The organism is Salinivibrio sp. KP-1, from assembly GCF_000968645.1.
In the GTDB taxonomy this organism is placed as follows: Bacteria; Pseudomonadota; Gammaproteobacteria; order Enterobacterales; family Vibrionaceae; genus Salinivibrio; species Salinivibrio siamensis.
In genome coordinates, this window is the sequence record NZ_LAQR01000002.1 from 184,616 (window position 1) to 204,127 (window position 19,512).

Sequence of the window (19,512 nt, forward strand, 5' to 3'; positions counted from 1 at the left end):
CGGCTAGCGCTTCTTTAAAGGTGGCTCCCCCAACTGGACTCGAACCAGTGACATACGGATTAACAGTCCGCCGTTCTACCAACTGAACTATGGGGGAATAATGGTGCCTCGAGGCGGAATCGAACCACCGACACGGGGATTTTCAATCCCCTGCTCTACCAACTGAGCTATCGAGGCAATGGTGCCGGCTGCCGGAGTCGAACTGGCGACCTACTGATTACAAGTCAGTTGCTCTACCAACTGAGCTAAGCCGGCACACAAATCGCGAAATACTGTGTGTCACACCATTATTTCATTATATGGTGCCCGGAGGCGGAATCGAACCACCGACACGGGGATTTTCAATCCCCTGCTCTACCGACTGAGCTATCCGGGCTAACGGGGCGCTATTAAACGGATTTTCCGTGTCACCGTCAACTGTTTTTTTGAAAAAAGTGCTGATATCGCATTGTTTGGATAAAAACCCAGCGAAGTGCGATAAAAACAAGCAAAAATCGGCGCTCACCACCCTTTATTGGGGGAGTTTAGAAAACGCTTTTTGATAGCGTGTGACCTTTTGCAAGTAGCGCCGAGACTCCGAAGAGGGGTGGCGGTGAGTCAATGCCCAATAGACTTGATTCGGGCGCAGCTTGTTTAAATCCTGCATGGCTCGGCGTCTATTGCTGTCAAACGTGCGCAGGACATTCCCTGTTCCGCCGTTATAAGCGGAGATCATGCTGTAGTGCAGAGAGAGTGGATCGCGCACGGCTTTAAGATAGCGGTTTTTAAGAATGTAAAAATAGGCAGTGCCTGTATCAATATTTCGCTCAGGATCAAAAAGATACTTAGGCGTAGGTTGACCACTACGCTTCTTTACCAGCTTGAATACATCGCGGCCAGCCGTTTTGGGAACCACCTGCATTAATCCATACGCATTGGCCCAACTCACTGCATAAGGATTAAAACTGCTTTCGGTTTTGATGATCGCATAAATCAGTTTTTCAGAGATGCCGTAACGCTTGGATGCACGGCGGACGATATCGGCATATTGATAACTGCGCTTGGCAACATGATCGTTCACCATGGGAATGGTGACGTAATACATGTTTTGAAAACGCACTTTTTTCTTTTTTAACCGCTTGTCAATTAGGTAGTTAGCAAAGCGATTGGCGCGCCACTCCCAAGTAATCGTTTTTCCTTCATGATCCACCACTTGTCCTTCGAGAAATGGGCGTCCATTGAGTGGCACTTTCGCCGCAGAATACAGATCGACGGAAGCCGGATCTCGGGGCGTGAGTAAGGTGGTGACGATGGCTTGTTTGAGGTGAGACTTCGGTGCATCAGTGGCGACGGTTTCCACGCGGATAACACCGCGTTCAAAATCAATGCGCGCCCGACTTTTGTAATTGTCCGTGTATTTGACGTAATCCCGTTTGCCTGACACGAACACTTGGTTTTCGCCCCAGCGCACCTCAATGTTGCCGGTGAACTGGCTAATCAGTTGATTCAGGGCGTCGATGTCTTTTTCGAACTGGCCGGGGATAGGCGCTAGATTTTTAGCAAACCGATTGGTGGTTTGATAATCCACGCCTACGTATTTTTCTACGCTTTCGCGGCTACAACCGGACAGCAAGGTGCTAAAACAGCACACCAACAAGCAAAGTATTCGCGTCATCGTTATTGCATTAGTATAAAAAACACCCGCACTGAGATTAACACAATGCGGGTGCTTTGTAGCCTTGGCAATGCCCGAGTGTGGACGGGGCCGCGTTAATTAGGCCTCGGGTGGCACATAACCGTCGATATGCACATCTTGGCCTTCGAATAGAAACTTCACCATTTCTTCTTCGATCACCTTACGGTGCTCAGGATCCATCATGTTGAGTTTTTTCTCGTTAATGAGCATGGTCTGCTTTTTCTGCCACTCAGCCCAGGCTTCTTTGGAAATGTTGTCATAAATGCGTTTGCCGAGCTCGCCGGGATAAAGCTGGAAATCTAGCCCGTCGGCTTCTTTTTGTAGACGTTGGCAAAATACGGTACGGCTCATAATCTAGGCTCCTTGTCATCGCCTGTGAGATGTTGTTGGCGCTCGTGTTCTACTAAGGTTAACAGCTTTTTCACTGGTGCCGCTAACCCAACTTTTGCTGGTTGCGACAAGTTATACCAAAGCCCTTGGTTCGCTTCCATGATGATTTGCGGCCGTTCATTAACACGCACCTTGACGGGGACAATATCGAGGTGAAAGTGGCTAAACGTGTGTCTAAACGCGGTGAGCACCTCAGTGTGAGTCGGTTTGATCCCCTGCAGCTTGTCGGTAATGTCGGCATCAAGTGTATGCTCTGATGCTTCCGGTAAGCACCATAGCCCACCCCATAGCCCACTGGGCGGACGCTGCTCTAACCAGATATCGTCTTGGTATTGAATGAGTAAAAAGCTGACTTGCTTTACGGGCAGAGTCTTTTTGGGCTTTTTACCGGGAAAATCAAGCTGACGACCTTGTGCGCGCGCTTCACAGCGCTCTGCGACTGGGCAAAGTTCGCACTTAGGCTTGCTGCGGGTACAGACCATGGCACCCATATCCATCATCGCTTGGTTGTATTTATCGGTATCTGTGGCGGGCGTGAGTGCTTCAGCGATGTCCCAAAGCTTGTTTTCTACCGGCTTTTTTCCCGGCCACCCCTCGATGGCATAGCAGCGTGCCAAGGTGCGTTTGACGTTGCCATCCAAAATAGGGTGGGGCTGATTAAGCGATAATGATAGTACCGCGCCGGCAGTTGAGCGTCCGACACCAGGTAGCGCCATGACTTGCTCAAGCGTGGTAGGAAACACGCCGTTGTGTTCGCGGGCGATCACTTGTGCCGCTTTGTGTAGGTTGCGCGCGCGGGCGTAATAGCCAAGTCCTGTCCATAGGTGCAACACTTCGTCTTGTTCGGCATTCGCTAAATCGGTGACTGTTGGAAAGCGCGTCATAAAGCGCTCAAAGTATGGGATCACCGTGCTCACTTGGGTTTGCTGCAGCATGATCTCGCTGAGCCAGACCTTATACGGGGTTTTGTTTTGCTGCCAAGGCAGGGTTTTACGGCCATATTGCTCGTACCAGTTTAAAATGGCGTCGGAAAAAGATTGACTCACTGTGCTCTCTCTTATTGTTTTGCTCACACGTGCACAAAGGCAGGTCACAGGGTACACTAACCCGAGGGCGCACTAATAGGATCCGTGCTGCCAACTTGCGCAATGGCGAAAACTTTGCATAATGCGCAGTCCGTTTAGATTTCCAACAATCGATGGTCTTTTTCACCACCATCACTAACACTGCATCACAGGCACTCAATCATGACTGAAGTCACTAAAACCGAACTGACCGAGGATGGCAAAGTTATTCGTAAAGTACGCAGCTTTGTGCGTCGCGAAGGCCGTTTAACCAAAGGCCAAGAGCAAGCGCTCAACGAGTCTTGGCCGACCATGGGCATTGACTTCGAGGCAACCGAACTGGATTGGCAGCAGGTGTTTGGCAACGATAACCCAGTGGTGCTGGAAATCGGTTTTGGTATGGGCGCATCCTTGGTGGAGATGGCTAAAAATGCGCCTGAGAAAAACTTTGTGGGTATTGAAGTCCACACCCCAGGCGTGGGTGCTTGTTTGATGGCCGCGCGCGAAGCGGGCGTTAGCAATCTACGTGTGATGTGTCATGATGCGGTGGAGGTGTTTGAGCAAATGTTGCCGAAAGACAGCCTCGACACGGTTCAGCTGTTTTTCCCTGACCCTTGGCATAAAAAACGTCACCATAAGCGCCGCATTGTCCAATTGCCATTTGCAGAAATGGTACGCGACAAATTGAAAGTGGGCGGCGTTTTTCATATGGCGACCGACTGGGAAAACTATGCCGAACATATGATTGACGTGATGGAAGCCGCGCCTCACTATCAGAACGTGGCGCAAGAGGGGCTTTATGTACCACGCCCTGACGATCGTCCTCTCACTAAATTTGAGCAGCGTGGGCAGCGTCTTGGCCACGGTGTTTGGGATATCAAATATACGCGCACCGCATAAAAACGCGCGTGTGATTCGGTGTCACAGACACGCTTAAAGCCAACCTAGCGTTGGCTTTTTTGTCCTATGTTGTAGAAGGATCCTGCCGGTGAAACCCAGTGCGCAATTACTCGAGCAAATTCTTGTTGATGTTCGGCCATTAATTGGACAAGGCAAGGTGGCTGACTATATTCCGGCATTAGCGGATGTGGCTAATCACAAGCTCGGTATCGCTGTGTGTTATAACGATGGCGATGTGATCCGTGCCGGTGATGCGGATGAGGCATTCTCTATTCAATCGATCTCCAAGGTGTTGAGCCTGACACTGGCGATGCAAAACTATCAAGCCGAGGAGATCTGGACGCGTGTGGGCAAAGAGCCCTCGGGACAAGCGTTTAACTCGTTAATTCAGCTTGAGATGGAGCAAGGGATCCCACGTAATCCCTTTATTAACGCCGGTGCCTTGGTGGTCAGCGATATGCTACACACGCGCCAATCTGCGCCGCGCCAACGTATGCTAGAGTTTGTTCGCCATCTCGCTGACAACCCGCATCTGTGTTATGACAAAGGGGTGGCGGATTCAGAAATGCTGCACAGTGACAGAAACGCGGCGATTGCGTACCTGATGCGCGCGTTTGGTAACTTTGATAACGATGTGGTACCGGTATTAACCAACTACTTTCATTACTGCGCGTTAGAGATGAGCTGTGTCGATTTAGCGAAGGCGTTCTTTTATCTGGCCAATAAAGGGACACCGCTGTCTGACAGCACCGCGATTTTAAGTCCTACACAAAGTAAACAGATGAATGCCTTATTGGCCACTTGTGGCTTGTATGATGGTGCGGGTGAATTTGCTTATCGCGTAGGCATGCCGGGTAAGTCTGGCGTGGGGGGAGGCATTATTGCCATTGTACCTGGCGAGATGTCGATTGCCGTCTGGTCGCCGGAGCTAGACCCTTCTGGTAATTCACTGGCAGGGACGGCCGCGTTGGAGCTATTGTCGGCGAGAATTGGTCGCTCGATATTCTAATGTGTCTCCGATTGTTGTGCCGATCATAAGGGCAATATTCACCCCGCTTTAACCTATAAAGGCCTCGCAGCATGCTGCGGGGCCTTTTTACTGGGCAAATACGCGCTGATGTCGTAATGGGTTTACGCGTCAGCCGCCAATGTCGCGAAAGCGTGATCAGCCGCGGCGAGCGTAGCGTCCACTTCTTTTTGACCGTGAGCTAAGCAGGTAAAGCAGGCCTCAAACGCGGAAGGTGCCAAGTAGACCCCTTGCTCGAGCATTAAGTGGAAGAAACGCTTGAAGCGCTCGGTGTCACACTGTTGCACATCTTTAAAGCAGGTGACGGTCTCTTGCTCGGTGAAGAAGAAGCCAAACATCGCGCCTGCTTGGTTGGTGGTCAGCGCAATACCGTGTTTGTCAGCCAAGGACTTAAACCCTTCTGCGAGCTGATTGGTAACATGGGTCAAGTAATCGTGGTTACCTGGCTGACGTAGCTCAGACAAACAGGCGTGCCCGGCCGCCATGGCGACGGGGTTCCCCGCCAGTGTTCCCGCTTGGTATACCGGACCTGTCGGTGCCAAGTATTCCATCACTTCACGACGTCCGCCAAAGGCACCCACCGGCATACCACCACCGACAATTTTACCCAGTGTGGTTAAGTCAGGTTTTACGTCGTAGTAAGCTTGTGCGCCACCTAATGCCACGCGGAAGCCAGTCATGACTTCATCAAAAATCAGTAAGGCACCGAACTCATCGCACAGCTCGCGCAGGCCTTGTAAGAAACCCGGTTGCGGCGGCACACAGTTCATATTGCCCGATACCGGCTCAACAATGATACAGGCAACATCTTCAGGGTAAGTTTCGAATGTGTGGCGTACCGACTCAAGATCGTTATAGGTGCAGGTCAGTGTGTGCTTGGCAAAGTCGGCCGGCACTCCTGGCGAGTTGGGCTCACCGAGGGTGAGGGCACCAGAGCCCGCTTTGACCAGCAAGCAATCGCCATGGCCGTGATAGTTGCCCTCAAATTTAATGAACTTATCGCGTTTGGTAAATCCGCGCGCAAGACGAATAGCGCTCATGGTCGCCTCAGTGCCTGAGTTCACCATGCGTACCATTTCCATCGAAGGCACTAGCTCTGCAACCAGCTCCGACAAGGTTGTTTCACTCTCGGTTGGCGCACCAAAGCTGAGGCCACGCTGTGCGGCATCCACCACGGCTTCGCGGATAGCACTGTGATTATGGCCTAAGATCATCGGGCCCCATGAGCCGACAAAATCGATATAGGCTTTGCCGTCGGCATCAAAAATATACGCGCCGTCAGCACGCTCCATGAAGACAGGGTCGCCGCCGACACCGGCAAAAGCACGCACGGGAGAATTCACGCCACCGGGAATGGTGCGTCTAGCTTGTTGAAAAAGTTGTGCTGATTTGGTCATGACATATCCTGTTTGGTAAGGCTTGGCCTAAATTGCGTTGGCGTATTTTAACCAAAGATACGGAACACTGGCGAGGTAGAGTATGATTTCGTTAAGACAAGATTGGCAATTAATACGTACTGATCACAGTTGCGATCAAACGCGCAATACTTGAACACTTTACTCAGGTATTAGATAATCCCATACTTAGCACAAAGAGCATGTGAGGTAACAATGAGCGAAGCACCTTTGCCGTTAGAGTTTTCTGAGGCCGCGGCAACCAAGGTAAAGACGCTGATTCAGGAAGAAGAAAACCCCAACCTGAAGTTGCGCGTCTATATCACCGGTGGTGGCTGTAGCGGCTTCCAATATGGTTTTACCTTCGATGAAAACGTCAATGAAGGGGATATGGAGATCGAAAAAAGCGGCGTGATGCTGGTGGTTGATCCTATGAGCTTACAGTACCTGATGGGCGGTAAGGTCGACTACACCGAGGGCCTTGAAGGATCGCGCTTTTTCATTGATAACCCCAATGCCACGACCACCTGTGGCTGTGGTGCATCGTTTAGCGTCTAACCTTTTTATGGCGACGTTCAGCTTTTTGAGATAAAAAACGGCGCCTTTGAGCGCCGTTTTTTATGCGCCAAGGCGATTAGCCACCTCGGTTGTAATGATTCAAGCTGCCCACGGTGGCCAGTAACTGATTAAACTTACTTAGCTGAGCCATCCGCGATTCGGCCAGTCGCACAAACGCCTTTTTCTGTTCGCCTTGCAACGACTTCGCCTCAGGCAGCTTTACCGTCCGCGGGTTTTTGTGTACCCCATGGACGAGAAACTCATAGTGCAAGTGTGCGCCCGTCACGCGCCCTGTTGAGCCTAGCGTACCAATGATATCCCCTTGTTTGACTCGCTGGCCGGTTTTCACTTTACGCTTGGTCAGGTGCAAATATTTGGTGATATAGGTCGAGCTGTGGCGGATAAACACATAGTTGCCGTTGAAGCGGTTATACGAGGCTTTCATCACCACGCCGTCCCCAGCTGCTTTAATGGGGGTACCCACTGGCGCAACATAGTCGGTACCACGGTGAGGCTTTACACGACCAGTGACCGGGTGCAAACGACGTGGGTTGAAGTTTGAGCTAACATAGCGGAAGTTAACCGGTGAGCGTAAAAACGCTTTTTTCATCGCTTTACCACTCGGCGTGTAGTACTTACCATTTTTTGCGCGTACTGCCGTAAAGGTATCTCCTCGGTTAGTGAAGGTCGCGGCGAGGATATTACCACTGCCAATATGCTCCCCTTCCACAAACTCTTCTTCATACAACACGGAGAAGCTATCACCATTGCGAATATCAAGGGCAAAATCCACATCCCAACCAAAGATCCCCGCCAATTGCATGATCTGATTTGGGTTTAATCCAGCATCCGAGGCTGCTTGCCAGAAGTTTGACTTGATGGTCGCGCGCGCAAAGTTTAGCTGCGTATCCACGTGCTTGGTTTCAATACGTGATTGATAGCTATCATCAATTTTGTTGACGATCAGCGTTTCATTACTGCCTCGAGGCTGAATGAGCTGCACCAGTTCGCCGTCATCGTCTACCCCTAGGCGTACTTCATCGCCTGGATTTAAGTAAGCGAGGGTTTGCGTTCTTTCGTCGGCATTCACAAGGCGATAAAGGGTCGTTGGGCTTAATCCCGCACGGCTGAACAGTAGCGCCATGCTCTCGCCAGGCTGCACTTCATAGGTTTGCCAGTTGATATTGCGCTTAAACTGCGCGGGCATCTCATCTTTGGGAGGCAGTAATGAGACAGCTTTAACTGGTAACGGGTAATGTTTACCCGGTTCGAAATTAGGTTTAGGGCGCGGCGTATCGGCGCCGTCTGGTACCAAGATTAATAAGACAATGAATGCGCTCAATGCACCGATAACGAGTTTATGTAACTTAGGTAAGGCTGCGAGTTTATTTAACGGCATGAAGACTATGTTGAATCACTACGAATAAAGTTATGACAGTCAGACACCCAATCGGTTTTATTGGGGATGATGCCCTGAAGTAGATTTGACACGGCTGACACAAAGACCACAAACATCTTTTGACGGCAGCCGCTGCGCGCACCCTGTACACACTCTATCAGTTTAACTGGTTTCAAAAACTGTCGCTATTCGAGTAGTATGTCGGTTTATCACATTTTTGCCTATTGGGTAGGAGCAAGAGACTATGGCGAGCCTGGAAGCTGCGCTAGCAGAACTAAAACGTGGCGTAGATGAAGTAATCCCGGAAGACGAGCTGGTGGCAAAGCTGAAAGAGGATCGTCCTCTTCGCATCAAACTTGGCGCGGACCCCACCGCACCCGATATCCACCTGGGTCACACAGTGATCCTTAATAAGCTGCGAGCTTTTCAAGCGCTTGGCCACGAAGTGATCTTCTTGATTGGTGATTATACCGGTATGGTGGGTGACCCAAGTGGTAAAAATACTACCCGTCCACCATTGACACGTGAACAGGTGCTGCAAAATGCAGAGACCTATAAAGAGCAGGTGTTCAAAATTCTGGATCCGGCGAAAACGCGTATCGAATTCAACTCGAAATGGCTAGGGGAGCTGGGCACAGATGGCATGATCCGTTTGGCGGCAAGCTCGACCGTGGCTCGCATGCTTGAGCGTGATGACTTTAAAAAGCGTTATACCAGCAACCAAGCCATTGCTATCCATGAGTTTATCTACCCACTGCTTCAAGGGCACGATTCGGTGGCACTGGAAGCTGACGTTGAGCTGGGCGGCACTGACCAAAAGTTCAATTTGCTGATGGGGCGTGAGCTACAAAAGCAAGCAGGACAGAAGCCGCAAGTGGTGATGACCATGCCACTGCTGGTTGGGTTAGATGGCGTTAAAAAGATGTCGAAGTCAGCACACAACTACATTGGTGTGAGCGAACGCCCGGATGATATGTTCGGTAAAATCATGTCGATTTCTGACGATCTGATGTGGGATTACTATGAGCTGCTGTCTTTCCGTCCCCTCGAGGAAATCGTCCAATTTAAGCAGGACGTACAAGCGGGTAAAAACCCACGTGATATTAAGATCCTGCTAGCCAAAGAAATCATCGCGCGTTTCCACTCCGAAGCCGACGCCGATGCCGCTGAGCAAACGTTCGTCAATCGCTTCCAAAAAGGCGCGATGCCGGATGAAATGCCAAGCTTCACCTTCGAGCAAGGTATGGCGATTGCTAACCTATTAAAAGAAGCGGGGTTGGTTAACTCCACCTCGGATGCGCTGCGTATGGTTCGCCAAGGCGCGGTGAAAATTGATGGCGAAAAAGTCGAAGATACCAAGTTAGTGCCTGCCGCGGGTGAAGCCGTTTACCAAGTGGGTAAACGCAAGTTTGCTCGGGTGACGCTAGGTTAAGGTTTTATTGCTAATAAGAAAGGAGGCTCTGCCTCCTTTTTTGGCGCGGTTAGTCAACATTGATTAGAATCACGTCAATCCCTGCCTGTTGGAGCCCTTCAAGATAAAATTCAGGAATGGCTTGATCGGTGATCACTTTACTCACTTTTCCCGGCTCTAGAATTTTGTGCAAGCTAATCCGACCAAATTTACTTGAATCGGTGACAACAATGATTTCATCAGCAACGTCACACATGCGTCGGTTTAGTTGTGCTTCGTATTCGTTATGTGTCGTAATCCCTTTTGCGAGATCAAACCCATCTACTCCTAGAAATAGTTTATTAAAGTGATAGCTTTCTAGCGTTTTCTCTGCCTGGCTACCATAGAAAGACATTGATTTCCTGCGAAGATGCCCACCTAACATAATCACTTCGACCCCTTGAGCTGGCATCAGCGTATTAGCAATGTTGAGTCCATTCGTCATAGCAATGACGTCTTTGAGGTCAGACATACAGTTTGCGATGTAATTTGTTGTCGTGCCTGAGTCCAAAATTATGGTGTCTCCATCACAGATGAGCTCTGCTGCCGCTTTGCCTATTTGTGACTTGACGCTGGGATTCAGTTGGCTTTTATCCTCGAACGAATGCTCTGGATAAGCTGTATTGCTCTCGTTTAAAAAAGCACCACCATATGCTCTAGTTATGATTCCTTGTTTTTCAAGAAAAGCGAGATCATTACGTATTGTCACGGTCGACACGTCAAACCACTTTGCTAAGTCAGTAACCTGTACACTGCCTTGCTTTCTTATCATAGCAAGCGTCTGTTCACGCCTCTCACTTGTACTCTTCATTAAAGTATCCGCCTCTTGTGCTTACTGAGAGCGATTATAGAAAGTTGTGCTTTAAATTAAAAGTGACGTTCCTTTTGTTTCCTTTCTATATCTTTCATTTTACCCATGAGTAAGTCTCATAAGCTGCATAGGAAGCGTATTGCCTATTTTTTTATGCCTCTTTGTTTGTTTTTCTTTCCTTTCGGTTTTTATTTGTGAACTACCTCAATCTTTCGTTTTCTTTTTGTTTATTTTTTGGTGAGTGGGTATAATCTGACATCGAAAGGTAATGAAAGTTTATGGTTGTGGTTTTCTGCTGGGGGATTTATGGAAATGTTGCGTTGTGTTGTCAATGCACATCAAAGAGGGCAAAACGTGGGGGTCTATTCTGTTTGCTCTGCCCATCCATTTGTAATTGAAGCGGCGATTCGCCAATCGAAAAAAGATGGGAGCTTATTGGTTATTGAAGCAACGTCAAACCAAGTTGATCAATATGGTGGCTATACAGGCATGACACCAGAGGATTTTAAACAGTTTGTTTATGACATAGCACGAGAGCATGGCTTTCCAAGCAAGTACATAGTTCTTGGCGGGGATCACCTTGGCCCCAATCGTTGGCAGAAAGAAACAGCCACTGTCGCGATGGAGAAAGCTGAAATCCTAATAGCGGACTATGTCTCTGCCGGATTTAAGAAAATTCATCTTGATTGCAGCATGTCTTGCGCTGGCGATCCCGTTCCTTTGTCCGATGATATTGTCGCACAAAGGGCGGCTAGGTTAGCCATGGTGGCAGAGAGAACCTGCCAAGAACAGTTTGGCGAGAGTGATCTTTTGTACGTGATTGGGACTGAAGTTCCTGTACCAGGGGGAGCAAATGACACGTTAAATGAACTTGTCATTACCACCTCATCGGCTGCTGAAAAAACACTTCAAGCGCATTGGGCTGCTTTTGAAAAACTCCAGTTATCAGATCTTTGTTCTCGGGTCATAGGGCTTGTTGTCCAACCTGGTGTTGAGTTCGATAACGGTGGTGTCATCGACTATCAACCGGAGAAAGCAAGGGCGCTAAGTCGATGGATTGAGGGCTATGAGAATTTGGTGTTTGAGGCTCATTCCACAGATTATCAAACGGCGAGCGCATACCGTCAGCTGGTAGCGGATCATTTTGCCATTTTAAAAGTTGGCCCAGCTCTCACATTTGCTCTACGTGAAGCTCTATTCGCTCTCTCATGTATAGAAGAAGAAATCATTTCAGCTCGCTCATGCTCAGGACTACGTGAAGTGTTAGAGCTAGCTATGCAGGCTGAACCTGATCACTGGCAAGATTACTACCATGGTGCCCAAATGGAGCAGCGCTTAGCAAGAAGCTATAGCTACTCTGATCGCATTCGCTATTACTGGCCGGACTCAAGCGTAGCGCAAGGCGTTGAAATACTATTGCGCAACCTTGAATCAATTGAGATTCCTTTACCGCTGCTCAGTCAGTACCTACCTATCCAATACCATCATGTTCGAGAGGGGACGCTGGCCAACCGTGCTCACGAACTGGTTATAGACAAAATTATGGAAGTTACGTCCATGTATTCACAGGCGTGTGCAGCTTCCGAGTATCAGCTATAAAGCGAGGTTTATGATGTACCTAGGTTATACCCCACAAACATTACAGGCTATTCGAGCTGAAGCTACAGCCAAAGAGATTTGCCAACAACCACAGAGTTGGATGAAAACCTTGGCAAGCATAGAGGGATCACGAACTCAGTTGGATGGTTTTCTTGCGCCGATTTTGAGGTTAAATGACTTAAGAATTGTGCTAACGGGGGCAGGGACATCTGCATTTGCTGGGAAAGCATTGGCTCCCTATTTGAGTGGTCAAATGCAACGTCGTGTAGAGGCGATTGCATCAACAGACATTGTCACTGATCCAAGCGAATACTTTGCGGAGCCGTGTCCCACTTTATTAGTGTCCTTTGCTCGTTCTGGGTGCAGTCCTGAAAGCGTTGCGGCGGTTGAACTTGCAAGCCATCAACTTAAAGACTGTTTTCACCTTGTAGTGACATGTAATGCGAATGGTGATTTATACCGGCGTAGCCTAGATGACAAGCGAACGTTTGCACTATTGATGCCTGAAGAAACCAATGACCGTGGTTTTGCGATGACAAGCAGTTTGACTAGTATGATGCTTGCCTGTTTGTCGGCTTTTCTGCCAAACCGATTTACGACTAATTCCTTCCTATCAGTAGCTCAAGCTTGCGAGTTTTTACTGAAAGAGCAATCAGACATTATTGCTCAAATTGCCATGGAACCTTGTGAACGGGTTATTTACTTGGGAAGTGGTAGCTTACAAGGTGTTGCTCAAGAGGCCTCACTTAAGTTGCTAGAGCTAACTGCTGGAAAACTATCGGTTTGTTATGACTCTCCTGTTGGATTTCGCCATGGCCCTAAATCTGTGATCGACAGTAATAGCCTCGTCATGGTGTTTATCTCTAACGATACGTATACACGTCAGTATGACTTAGACCTGCTGCATGAACTTCGTAACGATGGGCAAGCTCGCCGAGTGATAGCTGTCGCGGATTTGCCAGATCCTCGCATTACACAAGGAGAGCATTTACTCGTTCCACAAGCTCTTGATGCTGACGATGCTGCGCTTTGTTTCCCCTTTCTACTTGTTGCACAGATGTATGCCTTCTTTCGTTCGGTGAATTTGGCGATAGGACCTGATAACCCTTGCCCAAGCGGAGAAGTAAACCGCGTTGTACAGGGCGTTAATATTTACCCCTTTGAAGCTGATGTGATCAACAGAGTGAACTAAGGATATTCGCTATGCCAAACATTGTTTTAAGTCGAGTTGATGAGCGACTTGTCCATGGACAAGTCGGTGTGCAGTGGGTCGGATTTGCCGGAGCAAACCTGGTTATCGTTGCCAATGATGAAGTCGCTAATGATCAGATTCAGCAAAGTCTAATGGAGATGGTACTGGCTGAGGGAATTGGTATCCGTTTTTGGTCCTTACAAAAAGTGATTGAGACCATAGGCAAGGCAGCAGATAGGCAGAAAATTCTTCTCGTTGCTAAATCTCCTGCTGACTTTGTCACTTTGATCGAGGGAGGTGTTCCTATTCAGAAACTTAATATTGGCAACATGCACTATGCCGAAGGAAAACGTCAGATTCACAAAACTGTTTCTGTCGATGACGGTGATATCGACAGTCTACGTGCCCTGAAATCTCTAGGTGTGTCTTGTCAGGTTCAAGGGGTTCCAACTGAAACAGCAACGGATGTCTTTACGTTGCTATAAACGTTTAGAAGTGAGGATGTAAAGATGGATATTGGTTTTCTACAAGCATTGTTGCTTGGGATCTTGGCCTTTTTTGCAGGGCTCGATCTGTTTAATGGGTTAACACACTTCCACCGGCCTGTCGTTTTAGGGCCGATCGTGGGGTTAATCCTTGGAGATCTTCAGACAGGCATATTGGTAGGTGGGACCTTAGAGTTGGTCTGGATGGGGCTTGCTCCATTGGCAGGCGCTCAGCCACCCAATGTGATTATTGGTACGATCGTCGGCGCTACGTTTGCCATCTCTTCAGGTGTAGATGCTGATGTGGCGGTGGGAGTGGCTGTTCCGTTTGCTGTTGCTGTGCAGATGGGGATCACTTTCTTATTTTCTGCCATGGCACCAATGATGTCTAAGTGTGACCAGATGGCAGATAACGCTGACACCAAAGGCATAGAGCATGTGAATTACTTTGCTTTGGCTGTACTCGGCACTTTCTATTTTCTATGGGCGTTTCTGCCTATCTACTTTGGGGCGGAGCACGCGAAAGTAGCTGTAGAGGCTTTGCCTAAAACATTGATCGATGGCTTAGGAGTCGCAGGTGGCATTATGCCGGCAATTGGTTTTGCCGTACTAATGAAAATAATGATGAAGAACGCCTACGTTCCGTATTTTATTTTGGGGTTTGTAGGAGCTGCTTGGCTAGAGCTTCCCGTGTTAGCGATAGCTGCAGCAGCTGTCGCTATGGCCTTGATTGATTTTATGCGCAAAAGCGAACCTGCGCAGGCAGTACAGCCGGAGGATGTTGAAGATGGAATCTAATCAAAAAAATGATGCTAGCCAATTGCAAGACGTAACCACTGATGAGTATCAAGATAAATCCATCGGTGCAGAGCTAACGAAATCAGATATTAATAAAATGGCATGGCGCTCTTTATTGTTACAGGCCTCGTTTAACTTTGAGCGGATGCAAGCGTCCGGTTGGCTATATGGCTTGTTGCCTGCACTGAAAAAAATCCATACCAATCGCTCTGATTTATCAAAAGCGATGAAAGGACATATGGGTTTTTTCAATACCCACCCATTTTTGGTGACTTTTGTCATGGGCATCGTGCTTGCCATGGAACGTTCGAAGCAGAATGTTAATAGTATTCAAAGTACAAAAATTGCCGTTGGTGCACCGCTTGGTGGTATTGGTGATGCGATGTTCTGGTTAACGCTATTACCTATTTGTGGAGGAATTGGCGCTGACTTAGCGTTACAAGGTTCCATCATGGGGGCGGTTGTTTTCTTCTGTCTGTTCAATGTCGTTCACTTTGGCCTCCGTTTTGGACTCGCACATTATGCCTACCGTATGGGCGTTGCAGCTATCCCTCTTATAAAAGCGAATACCAAGAAAGTTGGTCATGCAGCTTCGATTGTGGGCATGACGGTTATCGGTGCTTTGGTAGCGACTTATGTAAGGCTTTCCACAACACTCGAAATTACTGCAGGAGACGCAGTTGTGAAAGTGCAAGAAGGCGTTATTGATAAGTTAATGCCTGCATTTTTGCCACTTGTGTACACCTTAGCTATGTATGCATTAGTCAAGCGAGGTTGGAGCCCCATTCGTTTAATCGTTATGACAGTGATATTGGGTGTAGTCGGTAAGTTTGCTGGCTTTCTATGAGTTAGCACAGGGCTAATAAGGCCTCTTATTAGCCCTATATCTCTGAGAATAGGAAGAAATAGTATGTTAGGTGTGATTATTACTGGGCATGGCGGTTTTGCTAGTGGAATGGAAAAAGCGATGTTGCAAGTGCTGGGTAATCAACCCCAAGTAGCCGCAATAGACTTTCCTGCTTCCTCGACGACTCAACAACTAGAACAGCAGTTTGTAGCGGCTCTTAACGAGGTCGACTCAGGTGACGGAGTGGTTTTTATTACTGATCTCTTGGGCGGAAGTCCATTTCGCGTGGCATCAACATTGGCTATACCTCGAGCTGATATTGAAGTTATCACGGGCGCAAATTTGCAATTAGTTCTAGAAATGATGATGGAAAGAGAAGAGTTAACGCCCAAGGAATTTTGCTATCAAGCCCTGATATGTGGACACAGAGGCATGACGAGCCTTGCCGATGAGATGCAAAAAAAAGCAGCTGATACGAGCGCATGTGAGGGTATCTAGAATGACCGAAATATCGATACGAGCCAAGAAGGTGCTGACCGATCTTGGTTGGATTGAAAACAGCACCGTGACAGCTATTAATGGCGTGATTACCGCGATTAAGGCGTGTGATGAGGGAGCAATCGGTAACAATCAGTTTGATGTGGATCGTTTGGTGCCTGCATTTATCGATACACATGTTCACGGTGGCGCTGGTGTTGATGTGATGGACGGCCATCATGACGCATTGAATACCCTATCGACCTATTTGGCTAGTCAAGGAGTAGGGGCTTTTCTGGCCACCACAGTGACTGCGCCATTTGAAGATATAGAAGCGGCGCTTAAACAAGTATCAAATTCATACTTTCAAGGGGTTGATGGGGCGGAGCTTTTAGGTGGCTATCTCGAAGGGCCTTACTTTACTCCTGAAAACAAAGGTGCTCATCCAGAGTCTTTGTTTCGTGAGCTTGACGTTTCTGAGCTGTGTCACTGGATAGACATTAGTAATAACACGTTAAAAGTAGTTGCGTTGGCACCTGAAAAAAAGGGAGCAATAACTGCCATTCAATATCTTAAGTCCCGCGGGGTAAATGTCATGTTGGGCCACAGTGCCGCAGACTACGAGATGACATCTAGCGCATTGGAGGCTGGCGCTGATGGACTTGTGCACTGTTTCAATGGAATGAAAGGTGTTCACCATCGTGAGCCAGGTGCCGTAGGTGCAGGGTTAAGCCACGATAGCGCTTTGCTTGAACTTATTGCTGATGGTCATCATGTCCACCCAGCTGTCATGAAAGTGTGTTGTCGATGTGCACCAAATCGATTGGTTTTGATCAGTGATGCTATGCGGGCAGCAGGTATGCCTGACGGCCCATACCTACTTGGAGAAATGCCCGTGATGATGAAAAACGGGGTTGTTCGTACTGAAAGCGGCGGGTTGGCGGGGAGCACTCTCTCGCTTAGTCAAGCAGTGCGTACCCTGGTTAACGAAGTGGGAGAGTCTCTCGAAAATGCCATCAATATGGCAACAATTACACCGGCAAAACTTCTTGGGGTTGCAGATCGCCTTGGCAGTATTGCAATCGGGAAATCTGCAAGCTTCGTGTCGTTAACAGAGAGTCTTGATGTTAGTGCGACCTGGGTTAATGGTAAGCAGGTTTGGCCTAATTAACGCGGATTGCTAATCGTCTATTAATTTTTACGTACAGTCATTTAAGGCTGTAAGGAGCAGTTATGTATCTAATTTCTTCCCATGAAATGCTAAAAGACGCTCAGCGCAATGGTTATGCGGTGCCAGCCTTTAATATCCATAATCTTGAAACGGTGCAAGTTATTGTTGAAACTGCGGCAGCGTTACGCTCTCCCGTCATACTTGCGGGTACTCCTGGTACATACAAGCATGCAGGCGTCGACTATTTGATATCAATTTGCCAGTCGGCGGCAAGGAAACATCAGTTACCACTTGTGATGCATTTAGATCACCATGAAGATTTAGACGATATTCAAACGAAGGTTAACGCAGGTATTCGTTCAGCGATGATAGATGCTTCGCATTATCCTTTTAATGAGAATATCACTCGAGTTAGAAGAGTCGTAGAGTATTGCCACAAGCTGGGAGTGAGTGTTGAAGCCGAGCTGGGTTTATTAGGCGGGCAAGAAGACGACTTAGTCATTGATGAAAAAGATGCTCAGCTTACAGATCCTGTATCCGCTAGAGAGTTTGCAGAACGAACAGGTATTGACTCTTTGGCCGTTGCTATTGGAACGGCTCATGGTCTATACAAATCAGAGCCTAACTTAGACTTTGAACGGTTAAAAGCGATTCATAAATGCGTTGATATTCCTCTTGTGTTGCATGGTGCATCTGGTATTTCGGATGAAGATGTGAGGCATTGTATAGAGCTAGGCGTGTGTAAGGTAAACGTTGCCACAGAGCTGAAAATTGCGTTTTCTGATGCGATGAAAGTTTATCTTGGCTCGCACCCAGACGCGAGTGACCCTAGGCAGTACTTAGTTCCAGGTATGAATGCAATGCGCCATGTTGTCGAGAAAAAAATACAGATGTGTGGCAGCGCTAATCGTATCTAGCTGAAATGTCAGTGTTAGAAGCCCTCGTATTTGTCGAGGGCTTTTTTATTGATGAATATCCGATTACGTGTGCCAAACGCCTTTTAGTGCACGTACCATGTGTTGACCAAGATAAAATGCCGTTTGTAGGCAGGCTTCGTTAGGTTGACCATCGTCTGGCGTGTGTGCAGTCACCCCAAGGCTTGTACCACTTGGATTAATCTTTTCCACCCCTATGTTGGCGCGACCTAGACTTAACCACAGCATGTCATGCTGGCTGGCTAAGGTTTGGAAATACTGCAGTGTCTGTGGCTGGTCACCTCCTGGGTAGGTGCCCACCGTAAAGCCAGCCGCGTACTTTCCTCGCCAGTCTTGGCGCTCCCAGGTGGGGCTAGAGGCATCGGCAAACGCCTTAAATTGGGTGCTCGGTCCACCCATATAGGTGGGGGCACCAAAAATAATCGCATCAACGTCTTTAAGCTTTTCAAACACCTTGTCATCGACAAAGCGTCCGTTTTCAATCATGTCTGGCTCAATGCGGTAAACCACAGGTTCGGCATCGCCGGCATGAATGCCTTCCGCAATCGTGGTGGCTAGCGCATGAGTATGATCGTCGACAGAATGATAAATAATGGCAATGCTGATCATAGTGGCTCCTTTACTGAGACTGTACGTCAGACCTTAGGGTGTGTTGTCTAAATTTCAACCACTGTCTATTCAGGCTCGGCATACTGTCCCAATAATGGCTTTTAAGACCTGTCTAGCGCGAACGGTGGCAAGGACAAATGCCAGCGGATCGCCGCTAAGCGAATCAATAGTGTGGTGACCATACCCACAATAGAGGCAGTCACAGAGCCCGGGCTGACTTGAACGGCGAGCGTATGAACGATGCCGCCAGCAATACAGGCAGTGGCATACACTTCTGTTCTCAGCACCATAGGTACTTCGCGCGCGAGCACATCACGAATAATGCCGCCGCCACACGCGGTGATCACGCCCATGATCACCGCTACCAAGGGAGATGCGCCATAACTCAGGGCTTTATCGACACCGATACCCACAAAGACCGCCAACCCAATGGCATCGGCACAAGGCAGCACGTACCAGGGGAGACGACGAGGGTGACGGATAAGTAGCATAGTGGCCACACAGGTGGCTAAAATCACCCAGATATAGGTGGTGTCGGTGATCCAAAACGCAGGTGTGGCGCCCATCGCCATATCTCGCACTGTCCCGCCGCCAATGGCGGTTGCACAGGCGAGAACGACCACGCCAAAGGGATCCATACGCAGACGGCCCGCCACCAGCACCCCGGAAATTGCGAACACGGCCGTACCGAATAAGTCGAATAAATACAAAATCATGGTCTGAGTCATGCT

Annotated in this window: 20 protein-coding genes and 4 tRNA genes; 12 read left to right on the top strand and 12 right to left on the bottom strand. The window is 48.5% G+C overall.

Going from position 1 to position 19,512, the window contains the following annotated elements; genetic code table 11:
• Positions 1 to 21: 21 nt before the first annotated feature.
• The 7 genes from WN56_RS05285 to mutY all read right to left on the bottom strand — a co-directional run bounded on the left by WN56_RS05285 (position 22) and on the right by mutY (position 3,111).
• Positions 22 to 97 (bottom strand) — tRNA-Asn (locus tag WN56_RS05285).
• A gap of 4 nt (positions 98 to 101) precedes the next feature.
• A tRNA-Phe gene (locus WN56_RS05290) sits at positions 102 to 177 on the bottom strand.
• Between the two features lie 2 nt (positions 178 to 179).
• Positions 180 to 255, bottom strand: a tRNA-Thr gene (locus WN56_RS05295).
• A 45-nt stretch (positions 256 to 300) separates the two neighbouring features.
• Positions 301 to 376, bottom strand: a tRNA-Phe gene (locus tag WN56_RS05300).
• A 135-nt stretch (positions 377 to 511) separates the two neighbouring features.
• Positions 512 to 1,654, bottom strand: coding sequence for a membrane-bound lytic murein transglycosylase MltC (gene mltC / locus WN56_RS05305; RefSeq protein ID WP_108743034.1), 1,143 nt, complete (start codon positions 1,652 to 1,654; stop codon positions 512 to 514).
• A 99-nt stretch (positions 1,655 to 1,753) separates the two neighbouring features.
• Positions 1,754 to 2,026 carry an oxidative damage protection protein gene (locus tag WN56_RS05310; protein WP_046074030.1) on the bottom strand — a complete coding sequence of 91 codons (273 nt, stop codon included), beginning with the start codon at positions 2,024 to 2,026 and terminating at the stop codon, positions 1,754 to 1,756.
• Complete coding sequence (mutY, locus tag WN56_RS05315) at positions 2,023 to 3,111, bottom strand: A/G-specific adenine glycosylase (RefSeq protein ID WP_046074031.1); 1,089 nt, start codon at positions 3,109 to 3,111, stop codon at positions 2,023 to 2,025. The genes WN56_RS05310 and mutY overlap by 4 nt, the downstream gene beginning before the upstream one ends.
• 201 nt (positions 3,112 to 3,312) lie before the next feature.
• Between mutY and trmB the strand changes: the two genes are divergently transcribed.
• Positions 3,313 to 4,029, top strand: coding sequence for a tRNA (guanosine(46)-N7)-methyltransferase TrmB (gene trmB / locus WN56_RS05320; RefSeq protein WP_046074032.1), 717 nt, complete (start codon positions 3,313 to 3,315; stop codon positions 4,027 to 4,029).
• A gap of 88 nt (positions 4,030 to 4,117) precedes the next feature.
• Positions 4,118 to 5,038 (top strand): glutaminase B, encoded by a 921-nt coding sequence (glsB, locus tag WN56_RS05325; protein ID WP_046074033.1) that lies wholly within the window; start codon positions 4,118 to 4,120, stop codon positions 5,036 to 5,038.
• A gap of 122 nt (positions 5,039 to 5,160) precedes the next feature.
• On the opposite strand, the gene hemL is transcribed toward glsB, so the two are convergent.
• Positions 5,161 to 6,453: a glutamate-1-semialdehyde 2,1-aminomutase gene (hemL, locus tag WN56_RS05330; protein ID WP_046074034.1), complete on the bottom strand. Its 1,293-nt coding sequence runs from the start codon at positions 6,451 to 6,453 to the stop codon at positions 5,161 to 5,163.
• 213 nt (positions 6,454 to 6,666) lie between these two features.
• Between hemL and erpA the strand changes: the two genes are divergently transcribed.
• Positions 6,667 to 7,008 (top strand): iron-sulfur cluster insertion protein ErpA, encoded by a 342-nt coding sequence (erpA, locus tag WN56_RS05335; RefSeq protein ID WP_021022145.1) that lies wholly within the window; start codon positions 6,667 to 6,669, stop codon positions 7,006 to 7,008.
• Positions 7,009 to 7,084: 76 nt separating this feature from the next.
• Here the strand turns inward: erpA and WN56_RS05340 are convergent, their stop codons facing one another.
• Positions 7,085 to 8,407, bottom strand: coding sequence for a peptidoglycan DD-metalloendopeptidase family protein (locus tag WN56_RS05340; RefSeq protein WP_046074035.1), 1,323 nt, complete (start codon positions 8,405 to 8,407; stop codon positions 7,085 to 7,087).
• A gap of 244 nt (positions 8,408 to 8,651) precedes the next feature.
• Between WN56_RS05340 and tyrS the strand changes: the two genes are divergently transcribed.
• Positions 8,652 to 9,839: a tyrosine--tRNA ligase gene (gene tyrS, locus WN56_RS05345; protein WP_046074036.1), complete on the top strand. Its 1,188-nt coding sequence runs from the start codon at positions 8,652 to 8,654 to the stop codon at positions 9,837 to 9,839.
• Between the two features lie 49 nt (positions 9,840 to 9,888).
• On the opposite strand, the gene agaR is transcribed toward tyrS, so the two are convergent.
• Entirely contained in the window at positions 9,889 to 10,668 is a 780-nt protein-coding gene (gene agaR / locus WN56_RS05350; RefSeq protein WP_046074037.1) for a transcriptional repressor AgaR, read from the bottom strand.
• Positions 10,669 to 10,974: 306 nt separating this feature from the next.
• Here agaR and WN56_RS05355 point away from each other — a divergent pair, with 306 nt between their 5' ends.
• The 8 genes from WN56_RS05355 to WN56_RS05390 all read left to right on the top strand — a co-directional run bounded on the left by WN56_RS05355 (position 10,975) and on the right by WN56_RS05390 (position 18,154).
• Positions 10,975 to 12,267: a D-tagatose-bisphosphate aldolase, class II, non-catalytic subunit gene (locus WN56_RS05355; protein WP_046074038.1), complete on the top strand. Its 1,293-nt coding sequence runs from the start codon at positions 10,975 to 10,977 to the stop codon at positions 12,265 to 12,267.
• 10 nt (positions 12,268 to 12,277) lie between these two features.
• On the top strand, positions 12,278 to 13,459 hold the full coding sequence (locus tag WN56_RS05360) for an SIS domain-containing protein (protein ID WP_231637411.1): 1,182 nt from the start codon (positions 12,278 to 12,280) through the stop codon (positions 13,457 to 13,459).
• Between the two features lie 11 nt (positions 13,460 to 13,470).
• Positions 13,471 to 13,944 (top strand): PTS N-acetylgalactosamine transporter subunit IIB, encoded by a 474-nt coding sequence (agaV, locus tag WN56_RS05365; RefSeq protein WP_046074039.1) that lies wholly within the window; start codon positions 13,471 to 13,473, stop codon positions 13,942 to 13,944.
• A gap of 24 nt (positions 13,945 to 13,968) precedes the next feature.
• Positions 13,969 to 14,742: a PTS N-acetylgalactosamine transporter subunit IIC gene (gene agaW / locus WN56_RS05370; protein ID WP_046074040.1), complete on the top strand. Its 774-nt coding sequence runs from the start codon at positions 13,969 to 13,971 to the stop codon at positions 14,740 to 14,742.
• Positions 14,732 to 15,589: a PTS N-acetylgalactosamine transporter subunit IID gene (agaE, locus tag WN56_RS05375; protein WP_046074041.1), complete on the top strand. Its 858-nt coding sequence runs from the start codon at positions 14,732 to 14,734 to the stop codon at positions 15,587 to 15,589. The genes agaW and agaE overlap by 11 nt, the downstream gene beginning before the upstream one ends.
• A gap of 63 nt (positions 15,590 to 15,652) precedes the next feature.
• A complete protein-coding gene (agaF, locus tag WN56_RS05380; protein ID WP_046074042.1) occupies positions 15,653 to 16,087 on the top strand; it encodes a PTS galactosamine/N-acetylgalactosamine transporter subunit IIA in 435 nt (144 codons plus the stop codon).
• 1 nt (position 16,088) lies between these two features.
• Positions 16,089 to 17,237 (top strand): N-acetylglucosamine-6-phosphate deacetylase, encoded by a 1,149-nt coding sequence (gene nagA / locus WN56_RS05385; protein WP_046074043.1) that lies wholly within the window; start codon positions 16,089 to 16,091, stop codon positions 17,235 to 17,237.
• Positions 17,238 to 17,299: 62 nt separating this feature from the next.
• Positions 17,300 to 18,154 carry a tagatose bisphosphate family class II aldolase gene (locus WN56_RS05390; protein ID WP_046074044.1) on the top strand — a complete coding sequence of 285 codons (855 nt, stop codon included), beginning with the start codon at positions 17,300 to 17,302 and terminating at the stop codon, positions 18,152 to 18,154.
• 63 nt (positions 18,155 to 18,217) lie between these two features.
• Here the strand turns inward: WN56_RS05390 and WN56_RS05395 are convergent, their stop codons facing one another.
• Positions 18,218 to 18,781: a flavodoxin family protein gene (locus WN56_RS05395; RefSeq protein WP_046074045.1), complete on the bottom strand. Its 564-nt coding sequence runs from the start codon at positions 18,779 to 18,781 to the stop codon at positions 18,218 to 18,220.
• A gap of 101 nt (positions 18,782 to 18,882) precedes the next feature.
• Positions 18,883 to 19,497: a TRIC cation channel family protein gene (locus tag WN56_RS05400; RefSeq protein WP_046074211.1), complete on the bottom strand. Its 615-nt coding sequence runs from the start codon at positions 19,495 to 19,497 to the stop codon at positions 18,883 to 18,885.
• Positions 19,498 to 19,512 lie beyond the last annotated feature (15 nt).